Here is a 12,998-nt window from a genome sequence, read left to right as displayed (position 1 = left end):
GCGATGTTGTCTTCTCAGTCATCTTCCGAGCGCGCCATTGGACGCCTCTTCGTGGCCAACCGTGGAGAAATTGCGGTTCGCATCATCCGCGCCTGCAAGGCACTTCAGATCGAATCGGTCGCAGGGGTCTCCGAGGCTGATCGAGAGTCCCTGGCGGCCAAGCTCGCTGATTCGGTGGAAGTCATCGGGCCGGCGCCTTCGGCAGAGAGTTATCTGCGTATTGACCGCGTCATCGATGCCGCTAAGAGAAGCGGATGTGATGCGCTTCATCCAGGCTATGGATTCCTGTCGGAACGTCCTGCCCTGGCACGCGCCTGCAAAGAGGCCGGCATCGTCTTCGTAGGTCCTTCGGCAGAGGCCATTGAACAAATGGGCGACAAGATCACGGCAGTCAGGCTGGCTGAAGCGGCAGGCGTGCCGCGCGTACCCGGTTCTGGTGCATTGGAAAGCATGGATCAGGCCCTGGAGCTGGCGCGCGGCATCGGCTATCCGGTACTGATGAAGGCCACGGCGGGCGGCGGTGGGCGCGGCATGCGCATTGTCAGAGACGAGTCAGAGCTGCCTGGGGCTATGGAGTCCGCAGCGAATGAAGCCAAGGCGGCCTTCGGTGATGGAACGCTGTACCTGGAGAAATTCATCGAGTTCGCCCGGCACATCGAGATCCAGGTCATGGGCGATCAATTCGGCAACGTTGTACACCTGGGTGAGCGCGAGTGCTCGACTCAGCGCCGGCATCAGAAGTTGATAGAGGAATCGCCTTCACCCGTGATCACTGCAGTGATGCGAAAGGAAATGGGGCAATGCGCCGTTCAATTGGCGCGCAATGTCCACTACGCTGGCGCCGGCACGGTTGAATTTGTCCTGGACGAGACCGACGGGCGCTTTTATTTTCTGGAGATGAACACGCGTATCCAGGTAGAGCACCCGGTCACTGAAATGGTGACCGGCATCGATCTGGTGGCGGAGCAAATCCAGATTGCGCAAGGGCGTCCCCTGTCTTTCACTCAAGAAAGCGTGAGCTTGCAGGGCCATGCCATCGAATGCCGGATCAATGCGGAAGATTTCAACAAGAACTTCCTGCCAAAGCCTGGGCAGATCGTCCGTTGGGTTCCCCCCGAAGGTGCAGGCGTTCGTCTCGATTCACATTGCTACAGCGGCTACGAGGTGCCTTCCAACTACGACTCGCTTTTGGGCAAGCTGATTGTCCATGCCGAGAACCGTGAGCAAGCCATCCAACGCATGAGGGACGCGCTGGGCGCATTTGTGATTGAAGGCATTCCCAGCACCATCGCCTTTCATCGTGAGGTGCTGCAAGACGAGGCGTTCGTTGAGGGGCGTGTCACCACCCGTTGGGTGGAGCAGAGCTTCATTCCTGATCGCAAAGCCAGGTTGCGGGCGCAAGCAGAGGCCGCGAAGGCCGCCATGCCCGCACAAGCCACGACTGCAAGCCTGTGAACGCCACCGCCGTCTGCGCGCGATGACTTCCCCATCACAGCGCTGCCGGACCCAAGTAAAAATATAGGAGAGCGAAGTTGAACCAGAAGACAAGTGCGGCGCAGGAGCTGCAAGCTGAATTTGAACGGCGCGAGGTCCAGGCGCTGGGTATGGGGGGGGAAGCGAAGCTGGCCGCTCGCAAAGCGTCAGGCATCTTGAACGCCAGAGAGCGAATCGAAAAGCTGGTGGACCCAGGCAGCTTCATGGAATCTGGCTTGTTTGCGACTTCCGTAGTTGAAAGCATGCGAGATCGATCCGCAGGGGACGGCAAGGTGGTCGGCTACGCACGTATTGCCCAGCGGGATGTCGCTGTAGTTTCAAATGACTTCACAGTGATGGGGGCCTCCAGCAGCTCCACCAATTCCAAGAAGATCAGTCACATGAAACGGACCGCGACCTCGCGCGGCATTCCGCTGATTTTTCTGGGCGAATCCTCAGGGGCGCGCATGCCCGACACCATGGGTGCCAGAGGCATGGGCACCATGCTCGGCAACGACCCTACACAATACATGCGCATGCGCGAGACCCCTTGGGCGGGTGCCGTGCTCGGTTTCTGTTATGGGTCTTCGACCTGGTACACGGGCTTTTGCGATTTCAGCGTCATGCGCAAAGGCGCCATCATGGCGGTCTCCAGCCCGAGGCTGGTTTCCATGGCCGTCAAGGAGCAGATCGACCCTGAGGAGATCGGTGGGTGGAAGTTGCACTCTGATGTGACTGGCTTGGTCGACATGGTGGTCGATACAGATGACGAAGCCCTTGAAGCCATCAAGCGATATCTGGCCTACATGCCAGGCCACCACAACGAAGCACCGCCGGTGGCGTCAGTGCGAGAGGGCGCAGGCGGTGACATGAGCCAGATTCTGGATCTCGTGCCCATCAGCCGCACGCAGGTCTATGACGTGCGCAAAGTAGTGAAGACCATTTTTGACAAAGACAGCGTCTTCGAGATGAAGCCGCGCTTTGGCAAGGTGGCTGTGACCGCACTCGCACGTCTGGACGGGCACACGGTGGGCGTCATAGCCAACAACCCTCTGCACAAGGGGGGAGCTCTGGATACGGATGCCTGCGAAAAAATCACGAGCTTCATCGTGATGTGCGACTCTTTCAACATACCGTTGGTGATGCTGGTCGACACGCCCGGTTTCATGATTGGTGTGGACGCAGAAAGAAAGCGCGCGCCTGGAAAGATCATGAACTTCATGACCGCGCTGCAGTTGGTCACTGTGCCCAAGATCTCCATCATCTTGCGAAAGAGCTATGGCCAGGCCTACCTGAACATGGGTGGCGGCCGCAACTCAGATGAAGTCGCAGCATGGCCTACGGCCGAGGTGAGTTTCATGACCCCCAGCTTTGCCGTGAACATTGTCCATGGCCTGAGCCCGGGCGACGAAGGCTATGAAGAAAGGCTGGCCGAAATGGAAAAGGGCAATAACGTCTACGACATCGCCTCCATCTATGCTGTTCAAAATGTGATTCTTCCGCATCAGACGCGTGACTATCTGATCAGGACCTTGCAAGTGCACCGGCTTCGACTGACCGGTGGTGTGGGCAAGCATTTGATGCAGACCTGGCCTTCCACTTACTGAACCAAAGGCAGCCTGCCGTGTTGATACAGGTGCTCTTGATCGGCGCGGTTTCGGGGTTTATTCAAGGGCTTTCGGGGTTCGCGTTTGGCCTGATCGCGACGTCTTTATGGGCCTGGATACTGGCTCCGCAAAAGGTCGTTCCCCTGGTTGTCATGGGATCGTTGATCGGCCAGTGCATATCCATCCTGGCAGTGCGCAGGCACATCAATGTGACACGCGTGCGCCCTTTTGCCCTGGGCAGTCTCGTGGGGGTGCCGTTGGGGACACTGCTGCTCCAGGCGCTGGATATGACCGTGTTTCGCCTCATCATCGGATTGGGACTGGTCATCTATTGCTCAGTGATGCTCTGCTCCATGAGACTGCCCAAGGCGCATGATGCCTCGCCCGCTGCGGATGGTGGCGTGGGCGTGGTAGCCGGCGTGTTGGGCGGCGCCTGCGGCCTGGCCGGTCCCCCCATGATTTTGTGGTGCTCCATGCGGGGCTGGGACGTTCTGACCCAGCGCGCCACCTACCAGCCCTTTTTCATGTTTGTCCAGGTTCAGGTGCTTGTTTTCTACATCTGGCAGGGATTGATAGATGCCGAGTTGATGAAGCTTTTTCTGTGGCTCGCTCCGGTCATCATGCTGTCGTCCTGGGCTGGGTTTCGAGCCAGCCTGAAGGTGGGGGACGTCCACTTTCAGAAAATCATATTTGGCTTCCTGCTCATTTCCGGCTTGGCCCTCTTGACGCCGGGGCTGCGGCTGGCATGGCGCGCCTTGGGCTAAGGAGCCTCTGCAAACCCCTCACGGCCGAATGGCCCGCCCCGTCAGATCATCTGACATGAAAGGGCTAAGGTTTAGTTTTAATACATTTTCTTCCTGTCGGGAGACGAAATAGGCAATCCTGGATCCACGCTTGAATAGAATGTAGGGAATAACTCAAACCAATCCATAACCTACATGGCACTTTCAACCGACGAGAAGCTGGTCAATCAACTTGCGGACCAAATTCAACAAAAAATCGTGACGGGTGAGTATCGTCCGGGCGAGAAGCTGAAGCAGGTTGCCCTTGCCAACACCTTCCAGGTAAGCCGTACGCCAATACGGCAAGCGCTATCTCAGCTGGCCGCTCGCGGAATCGTCGATCAGAGCCAGACGGGTGCGGTCGTCAAATCACAGAGTTCCAAAGACGTCAGGGATATCTATCGGGTTCGCTCCGAGGTTGAGGGGCTGGCGGCTCAACTGGCCGCTCAGTGGATTACAGATCAACAGCTCCTTGAGCTTCGGAAGATCCATACGAGGTTCGTGCACGCGGTTACCGAGTTGAGCCGTCTACGCGCGGAGAACCCAAGTGGCCATACTGAAAGCGCTGGCTATCAAGCTGCCCGGCAGGAGTGGGTGTCTTCCAACAGCGAGTTCCACGCGATCATTTTTCAGGCTTCGTGCAATGCGTTTCTGGGAAAGATCATTGCTGATCTTCAGCTGGGTTCCGCGCGGGGCAGGATCGCATCATCCGCATTGGGCATGTATAAGCACCGAATGGAGCGGAACATTGCACATCATGAGGCCATCCTCTCAGCGCTGGAAGCGCATGACGAAATAGCTGCACGCAGAGCTATGGCTGCCCACGTGGATGAGTCGGGGGAGTTCGTGGCCACTTGGATGGAGAACCAGTCCCAGACTCAATGACACGGTTTCCGTGCCATCTGTGGCGAACGCCGGTAACAACCCGGGCGTGCCACTGCACATAGCATCTCGTTGCGCAGCGAAAGATGCGAGCATGACGCGAGGCTTTTGATCGGCTTTTGACCGGCTTCTGATCGAATGCTCTGATCCGTGCGATCAGTTCCATAAGGGCGTTGACTGCACGAGTGGCGGATTGGCCAGGCAGCAGCCTTCCCAAGTTTCCTCGGGCCTGCGGCACGCGGTGCTGTAAGTACGCAGATTCACCTTTCTGCCAAGACCTGCTCACGAGGCTCCGTACCTCCATCCCCCCCGATCTCCCCGTCTACAACTTACAGGCTTGTGTGAGCGTGGCCAAACGCCCCGCAGGCGGAGCTTGGGACGGTCTCCGAAGCATCTAGCCGTCGACTTGTCTGGATGCCACTGCACGGGTCAGTAGGGCCTCCCCAGGCGCGCGCCACGTCATGCGGTCATCGCATAAAAATCTATTTTCTGGATCCAGGAAAATGAATCAAGGCGAAAAAAATTGAAGTAATGGTCTATTTTTAGGGAAAACCCGATATTTTTCACCTGATCTAGTACATAGAATACGCAAAAATCCAGTTTATGGATCCAAAAAAGTGTTTTGTGTACAAATCCATCAGGAGACTTGAAATGAGCCAAATGTTCTTGCGGCGCTGGTTGCCCGCACTTGTGGTGGCGGTGGCTGGCGCATGCCATGCGCAGGGCGTTATCAAGATCGGTGAGGTCAATAGCTACAAGGTGACCCCGTCCTATCTCGACCACTACAAGCGCGGTTGGCAAATGGCTCAGGACGAGATCAATGCAGGCGGTGGGGTCCTTGGTCGCAAGCTGGAAGTCATTTCGCGCGACGACAACGGTAACCCTGGAGACGCTGTGCGCGTGGCAGAGGAGTTGTACTCCCGTGAAGGAGTTCGCCTGTACTTTGGAGGATTTCTCTCCAATGTGGCTGTTGCGCTGGCGGACTTCTCCAAGAACCGCCAAGTGTTTTATCTCTTTGGAGAGCCAGGAACGGATCGCGTCATCTGGTCAGAGGGCAATCGCTACGTTCACAGATTAGGTCCTTCCACTTATATGTCGGTGGCCATGCTTGCCGATGAAGCAGCCAAGCACAAAAAAAAGCGGTGGGCACTGGTCTACCCCAACTACGAACTCGGGCAGTCAGCGGCTGCGACCTTCAAAAAGCTCTTGAAGAGCAAGCAGCCTGATGTGGAGTTCGTCGCGGAACAGGCACCCCCTCTCGGCAAGGTCGATGCGGGGGCGATCACTCAAGCGCTGCTTGATGCCAAACCAGATGCCATCTTCAACGTTCTCTTCGGTGCGGACTTGGGTCGGTTCGTTCGAGAGGGCAATAGCCGCAAGCTTTTCGACTCTGTCCAGGTCTATTCCATGTTGACCGGGCGCCCGGAATATCTGGACCCTCTGGGCGCCGAGGCACCCAAAGGCTGGATCGTGACAGGCTACCCGTGGTATTCCATCGACACACCAGAGAACAAGAAATTCGTTGAGGCGTACAGGAAGAAGTTCAACGACCATCCGAGGTTGGGCTCGCTGGTCGGTTACTCGACGCTGCACTCGCTCGCGCAAGGCTTGCGCAAGGCCGGCTCGCCTGAACCGGAAGCGCTCATCGGCGCGTTCAAGGGGCTACAGGTCGCAACGCCCATGGGGTCGGTCGTTTTTCGTCCTCAGGACAACCAGTCGACCATGGGCGCTTATCTCGGAAAGGTGGCGCTCAAAGACGGTAAAGGCTACATGGTGGACTACCGCTACGTGGACGGTGCCAGTGTCGTGCCGCCTGACGGCGAAGTCTCGAAGCTGCGACCATTGAAATAGGCCGAACCATGACTTTGCAAAGCCTAATTCCCCAGCTGATCAATGGTCTGGCGGATGCATCGGTGGTGTTTCTTATCGCGTCGGGACTGTCACTGATCTTCGGTGTCACCCGTATCGTGAATTTTGCTCATGGCTCATTTTTCATGGTCGGCATCTACCTGGCTTACAGCCTGGTGACCGCCATCGGGGGCGGTGCGTTGGGATTCTGGACGAGCACCCTCTTGGCCGCACTGCTGGTGGGTCTCCTGGGTGCGGTGGTTGAGATGACCGTACTGCGACGAATCTACAGCGCTCCCGAACTGTTCCAACTGCTGGCGACTTTTGCTCTCGTTCTTATCATCAAGGACGCTACGCTGTGGCTTTGGGGAGCGGACGAACTGTTCGCTCCGAGAGCTGCGGGTCTGGAAGGTTCCGTTTCCATTATGGGAACGCTCTTTCCCTCGTATGACATCGTCATGATCGTACTGGGTCCGTTGCTTTTGGGCGCGCTTTGGCTGTTGTTCAAACGAACTCGGTGGGGCGTACTCGTGCGGGCCGCTACGCAGGATAGGGAGATGGTGGGCGCCCTCGGCGTCAACCAAGGGCGCCTGTTCACTGCGGTTTTTGCGCTGGGATGCCTGCTGGCTGGTCTGGGTGGTGCTTTGCAAGGCCCGCGCATGCCTGCCAACCTGGCGCTCGACATGGACTCCATCGGCACGGCGTTCGCCGTGGTGGTCGTTGGCGGCATGGGATCCATTCCTGGTGCTTTCATTGCGGCGTTGATCATCTGCGAGTTAAAGGCACTTTGCATCGCACTCGGCACCATCACCGTCTTCGGAATCGCACTACCGGTGTTCAAGTTCACTCTGGTGGTGGAATTTGTTGTGATGGCTGTGGTTCTTGTGTTCCGCCCTTTTGGATTGTTGGGCCGGCCGACCAGTACGAACTCAGCAGCCGTTGCGCAGGAGCCGGTCTTGCGGTCCGCCTCCAATCGCACGCGTCAGATGGCCATCATTGCGGCGGTGGTCTTGCTGGCATTGCCGATTCTTGAACGCAGTTTCCCCTACATGATGGTTCTGGGCGTCGATGTCCTGGTTGCTGTGTTGTTCGCGGCCAGTCTGCACTTCATCATGGGCCCAGGCGGCATGCACTCCTTTGGCCATGCGGCCTACTTCGGACTGAGCGCCTACGTCTCTGCGGTGCTAGTGAAGTCGACGGGTCTGGACATGATGACCGCACTGCCTCTGGGCGTACTGGGTGCGACGGTCGGGGCTGCTGTTTTCGGGTGGTTCAGTGTTCGCCTGTCAGGCGTGTATCTGGCCATGCTGACGCTGGCTTTCGGACAATTGGTGTGGGCCATCATCTACCAATGGGATGCCGTAACGGGCGGGAGCAATGGCCTGATTGGCCTGCGGCCACCGGAGTGGCTGCGATCGACCACGGCCTACTACTACTTCTCGCTCTTGCTTGTCTTGGCTGGTCTCTGGTACATGCGCCGGGCCTTGTTCTCTCCGTTTGGCTTTGCCATGCGAGCTGTGCGGGATTCTGAGCTGCGGGCAGGGGCCATCGGGATCGATTGCAAACGCGTTCAGTGGGCAGCCTTTGTTCTTGCAGGCGCATTCGGTGGCTTGGCTGGATCACTTTTTGCGTTTGCCAAAGGCAGCATCTCACCTGAGGCCATCCACGTGGCGAAGTCCATCGACGGCTTGGTCATGGTGCTGCTCGGCGGTGTTCAAACCATCGCTGGACCTATTGTGGGTGCGACCGTGTTTGTCTGGCTACAAGACACTGTGGCTCGCAGTACGGACTATTGGCGTGCGCTGCTCGGGCTGATCATTTTGACCTTGGTCATAGTGTTCCCGGCCGGTATTGTCGGCTCACTGCAGTCCATGGTCGCTTCATTGAAATCGTCCCGCAGCTCGCGGCAAACGAATGTCACGAATCCAGTGCCCGCCATGGAGGCCAAGGCATGAGCTTGCTATCAGTACGCCATATAAGTAAGCGCTTTGCCGGAGTAGCTGCGGTAAGCGATGTGTCCTTTGATGTGCAGGCAGGTGAACTGCTGGCCTTGATCGGACCCAATGGAGCAGGAAAGTCCACCTGCTTCAACATGCTCAACGGTCAGCTCAAGCCTGACAGTGGCCAGGTCATATTGGATGGTGTGGATGTCGTGGGCAAATCTCCCAGGCAAGTCTGGAAGCACGGTGTTGGCCGCACCTTTCAGATCGCCGCGACGTTCGGTTCGATGACAGTGCTGGAAAACGTGCAGTTGGCCCTTCACTCCTACCGCTCTGGCGTGTTTGCTGTGTGGCAAGCGATGTCGCATTCTCATCGGCAGGATGCTCTATCGCTGCTGGAGCAGGTCGGTATGCACGAGCATGCGGACAGACCTTGCAGCGTGCTGGCTTATGGAGATGTCAAACGCGTGGAGTTGGCTGTTGCCCTTTCCAATCAGCCCAAGCTGCTGTTGATGGACGAGCCTACGGCTGGAATGGCGCCCAAGGAACGCAACGAACTGATCGCCTTGACCAAGCGCCTGGTGATTGAACGGCAGATCGGCGCGCTCTTTACCGAACACAGCATGGACGTGGTGTTCGGATATGCGGACAGGATGATTGTTCTCGCACGCGGCAAGCTCATTGCAGAAGGGGAACCCAACGCTGTCAGAGCCGACCCAAAAGTGCAAGAAGCCTACTTCGGCACCGGAAAGACATTTACCAACGAACAGTTGGAGGGGGCCACGGCATGACAACGAAAACCCTTTTGGAGGTCAAAGCACTGAATGCCTACTACGGTCGAGCTCAGATTCTTTTCGGCATCGACTTGCAGGTCCGCGCCGGCGAGGTCGTAGCCCTTATGGGGCGCAACGGAGCCGGCAAATCGACCACCATGAAAAGCATCATGGCCATGGTGCGCAGGCGCAGTGGTTCAGTAGTGTTCCGCGGGCAAGAGGTCTCCAAGCTGCAGTCGCACCAAATCTCGCGCCTGGGCCTGGGGTTTGTACCGGAGGAGCGACGGATCTTCAGTGATCTGACGGTCATGGAGAACTTGTCGGTGGGTGTTCAACCGGCACGTGAGGGCATGCGCACTTGGACTACAGAGGCGCTCTTTCGCATGTTTCCGAACCTGGGGCAAATGCAACAGCGTCCCGGGGGACAGATGAGCGGTGGCGAGCAGCAGATGCTCACGGTGGCCAGAACCCTGATGGGCAATCCATACCTGGTCATGCTCGATGAACCGTCCGAGGGCGTTGCTCCCGTCATCGTCGAACAGATGGCGCACATGATCCACCAGCTCAAGAGTCAAGGCCTTTGCGTGCTTCTATCGGAGCAAAACATCCATTTCGCCAGCCTGGTCGCGGACCGTGCCTACGTGCTGGAGCGAGGCCAGGTTCGTTTCTCCGGTGACATGCATGAGCTGATCGCTGACAAGCACATCCGCAGCCAATACCTCTCTCTCTGAAGACTATGCACGATCAACCTTCACTAACTCCCACGGGAAGCCTGCTCATCAAGAACGTCGGTCTCATGCTGACGGGCGATCTTAAAAATCCGATCAAGGATGCCGATGCCGTCTTGTGTCAGGACGGCTTAATTACCGCCATCGGCAAGCTATGCGACCTCGACGCCGAACAGGCAGATATGGTCATTGATGCCCACGGTTGTGCGTTGGCTCCCGGATTGATTGACAGCCATGTTCATCCAGTTTTTGGTGATTGGACCCCTCGGCAGAACCAGATCGGATGGATAGAGTCATTCATGAATGGCGGCGTCACTTCGATGATCTCCGCTGGTGAGGTGCACCTTCCCGGCAGGCCGCGCGACATAGTGGGTATCAAGGCGCTGGCCATCACGGCCCAACGTGCCTATGCAAACAGTCGGCCGGGCGGCGTGAAGTTGCTCGCGGGCGCTCCTGTCATTGAGCAGGGCATGGTAGAGGAAGACTTCAAAGAGCTGGCGGCGGCCGGTGTCACCCTGCTCGGCGAGATCGGCTTGGGGTCTGTCAAAGACGGGCCCACGGCACGAAAGATGGTCGAGTGGTCGCGCAAGTACGGAATTCAGTCCACCATACACACAGGTGGGCCTTCCGTGCCCGGGTCCGGCTACGTTGATGCCGAGATGGTGCTGGAAGCGGATGCTGACATCATCGGTCACATCAACGGAGGTCACACAGCCTTGTCGACCAGGCAGATTCGATGTCTGTGCGAGGGGTGTGGCAGGGCCATCGAGATTGTTCACAACGGCAACGAGTTCGCGGCGCTGTTTGCCCTGCGAACGGCCAGGGAATTGCAGCAACTGGACAGGGTCATTCTCGGCACAGATTCACCGGCGGGATCCGGTGTGCAGCCCACGGGCATTCTGCGGTTGATAGCCATGCTCTCCAGCATTGGCGAAGTTCCCGCCGAGCAGGCTATCTGTTTTGCCACCGGCAACACCGCTCGAATCAGAAATCTGAACTGCGGCCTCGTCGAATCCGGGCGAGCTGCCGACTTTGTGTTTCTTGATACCGCGCAGCACTCTTCCAAGTCCAATCTGCTTGAAAGCATCGCCGCCGGCGACTTGCCGGGTGTGGGCATGGTGGTGATTGATGGCCAAGTCCGGTGTGGACGCTCGCGGAACACGCCGCCTGCTACACGCATTCCCCAAGTTTTGTAACGCGCCTGAAGGCGCTTTTCCCAAGGAGATGGCAATGTCCAATGATGTCCAGCTTGACCTCAGCAAGCACAACCCCCCCGAGTACCGCACTCCGGATTCCATGGAGTGGGAAATGGGACGCTTCAAGAACAAGACGAAGTTTCTCTTTCACACGAATCCGGCGAGGCCGACAGAGCCGAATGCAGGTTTTCTGCACTATGAACCTGGCGCCGGCTTTCGGTTGCACAAGCACGACTTTTCACAAGTCTGGTATGTGATCGATGGAGAGTTCAATATGGGCGGCAAGGTCTACGGTCCTGGCACCGTCGTATATCACGCTGATCCGCACTACGAGGACGCCATGACCACAGAGACTGGGGGCACCTTGTTCTTCGTCCAATATCAGGGCCCAACTACCGGTGGGCGTCCGGTGTACGAAGGTCGTATGAACATCAAGGGCGAAGTCAAGGATGTGACAGCGGCGGACCTCGAGCACTGATTGACTAATGAACCGTGCGCCGAACGCTTCTAAGCACCTTCAACGGTGCCTGGTACACACAGAGTGTCACGGCGCGCGAGCGCTTGCGCAAGACATTGTTCAAGCGCTTCTGCCGGGCATCTTCTCGTCCAGACCAGGTGGCGTCGGACGTTTAACGCTGCTCAGTCATTCCGGTTCGGTGCATAGGTCGGGATCCCGATCGCATGAATGAATGTGCCACTTCAGGCGCACCAAGAACTACAACAAATTATTCCAATCTATAGAGGGAAAATCATGATCAGAGTCTTGTCCCAAAAGGTGCTCGTCAGCTTGTTTCTGGCGATTGGCTTTTTGAGCACGTCCTTTGCATCAGAGGGTTGGCCGTCGCGAGCTTTGACTTTGGTCGTCCCGTTCGGTGCCGGCGGCATCACAGACGTCACGGCCCGCACGGTTGCGAAGCTGCTGCAAGAGGAGCTCGGGCAGCCGGTGGTGGTGGACAACAAGCCCGGTGCAGGTGGAAACATCGCCGCAAGCGCAGTGGCGCGCGCGAAAGCCGATGGGTACACGTTGATGGTCATCACCAACGGCATGGTGGCGGTGAACCCTTTGATCAACAAATCGCTCAGTTACGACGCTGTCAAGGACTTCACCTACATCTCGATGATTGCCAACACTCCGCTTGTATTGGTGGTCTCGGAGAAGTCACCCATTCAGGATCTGCGCTCTCTGGTGGCAAAGGCCAAACAGGAAAAAGAAGGCGTTGCCTTCGCTAGTTCTGGGCTGGGCACTTCAATACACCAGGTAATGGGCTCGCTTTCGCAGGCCACGGACTCCACTTTCCTGCATGTCCCTTATAAGAGTGGTGCAGAGGCCGTCAATGGATTGTTATCGGGCGGCGTTGAGAGCACCGCTGTCGAGACCGTAGTGGTCGGGCCATTCATCGAGTCCGGCAAGATGCGACCACTTGGCGTGACGTCGAGCCAACGCGTGCCGAGACTTCCGAAAATCCCCACGGTATCCGAGCAGCTTGGCGTGGAGTTTGACGTGGGGTCGATCTCTGGCGTGGTGGTGCCTCGCGGTACTCCTGCCTCAGTCGTCAAGCGGCTCGAGGATGCGCTTGCCAAGGTACTCAAGAGCGAAGGCATGAAGAGCCTGTTCGCGCAAGGTAGTCAGTCCATGCCAGTGGGTTCCGAGCCCTTTCGAGATCGTATGCGCAAGGAAATTGAAAAGTGGAAGGGGGTCTTTGGGGCTCCGTGACTGCAATTGATGTGATTTGAATCAGTAGTTACTTTTACTTAGAATTGATCTTGCA

General features: G+C 57.4%; 11 protein-coding genes. All 11 read left to right on the top strand.

Translation table 11 applies throughout. From position 1 onward, the window contains the following. Window positions 1–3: 3 nt before the first annotated feature. The 11 genes from accC to ABIE13_RS21345 all read left to right on the top strand — a co-directional run bounded on the left by accC (window position 4) and on the right by ABIE13_RS21345 (window position 12,943). The gene (gene accC, locus ABIE13_RS21395) at window positions 4–1,455 is read left to right on the top strand and encodes an acetyl-CoA carboxylase biotin carboxylase subunit (RefSeq protein WP_354447221.1); all 1,452 of its coding nucleotides are present in this window, start codon (window positions 4–6) and stop codon (window positions 1,453–1,455) included. 77 nt (window positions 1,456–1,532) lie between these two features. Next, window positions 1,533–3,080, top strand: coding sequence for an acyl-CoA carboxylase subunit beta (locus ABIE13_RS21390; RefSeq protein ID WP_354447219.1), 1,548 nt, complete (start codon window positions 1,533–1,535; stop codon window positions 3,078–3,080). 17 nt (window positions 3,081–3,097) lie between these two features. Beyond that, window positions 3,098–3,844: a sulfite exporter TauE/SafE family protein gene (locus ABIE13_RS21385; protein WP_354447217.1), complete on the top strand. Its 747-nt coding sequence runs from the start codon at window positions 3,098–3,100 to the stop codon at window positions 3,842–3,844. Between the two features lie 174 nt (window positions 3,845–4,018). Continuing rightward, entirely contained in the window at window positions 4,019–4,747 is a 729-nt protein-coding gene (locus tag ABIE13_RS21380) for a GntR family transcriptional regulator (RefSeq protein WP_354447215.1), read from the top strand. Between the two features lie 657 nt (window positions 4,748–5,404). Beyond that, window positions 5,405–6,595 carry an ABC transporter substrate-binding protein gene (locus ABIE13_RS21375; protein ID WP_354447595.1) on the top strand — a complete coding sequence of 397 codons (1,191 nt, stop codon included), beginning with the start codon at window positions 5,405–5,407 and terminating at the stop codon, window positions 6,593–6,595. A gap of 8 nt (window positions 6,596–6,603) precedes the next feature. After that, window positions 6,604–8,547 carry an ABC transporter permease gene (locus ABIE13_RS21370; RefSeq protein WP_354447213.1) on the top strand — a complete coding sequence of 648 codons (1,944 nt, stop codon included), beginning with the start codon at window positions 6,604–6,606 and terminating at the stop codon, window positions 8,545–8,547. Continuing rightward, complete coding sequence (locus ABIE13_RS21365) at window positions 8,544–9,323, top strand: ABC transporter ATP-binding protein (protein ID WP_354447211.1); 780 nt, start codon at window positions 8,544–8,546, stop codon at window positions 9,321–9,323. Before ABIE13_RS21370 ends, ABIE13_RS21365 begins: the two co-directional genes overlap by 4 nt. Then, the gene (locus ABIE13_RS21360; protein WP_354447209.1) at window positions 9,320–10,036 is read left to right on the top strand and encodes an ABC transporter ATP-binding protein; all 717 of its coding nucleotides are present in this window, start codon (window positions 9,320–9,322) and stop codon (window positions 10,034–10,036) included. Before ABIE13_RS21365 ends, ABIE13_RS21360 begins: the two co-directional genes overlap by 4 nt. Before the next feature lie 5 nt (window positions 10,037–10,041). Next, on the top strand, window positions 10,042–11,229 hold the full coding sequence (locus tag ABIE13_RS21355) for an amidohydrolase family protein (protein ID WP_354447207.1): 1,188 nt from the start codon (window positions 10,042–10,044) through the stop codon (window positions 11,227–11,229). A 34-nt stretch (window positions 11,230–11,263) separates the two neighbouring features. Then, window positions 11,264–11,707 (top strand): cupin domain-containing protein, encoded by a 444-nt coding sequence (locus ABIE13_RS21350; RefSeq protein ID WP_354447205.1) that lies wholly within the window; start codon window positions 11,264–11,266, stop codon window positions 11,705–11,707. A gap of 273 nt (window positions 11,708–11,980) precedes the next feature. Beyond that, the gene (locus tag ABIE13_RS21345; protein ID WP_354447203.1) at window positions 11,981–12,943 is read left to right on the top strand and encodes a tripartite tricarboxylate transporter substrate binding protein; all 963 of its coding nucleotides are present in this window, start codon (window positions 11,981–11,983) and stop codon (window positions 12,941–12,943) included. The last annotated feature ends 55 nt before the right edge of the window (window positions 12,944–12,998 follow it).

It is taken from the genome of Ottowia thiooxydans, from assembly GCF_040548795.1.
Lineage (GTDB): Bacteria > Pseudomonadota > Gammaproteobacteria > Burkholderiales > Burkholderiaceae_C > Ottowia > Ottowia thiooxydans_A.
The sequence above is the reverse complement of the archived record's forward strand: the minus strand, read 5'-3'. Positions and strand labels throughout refer to the sequence as shown.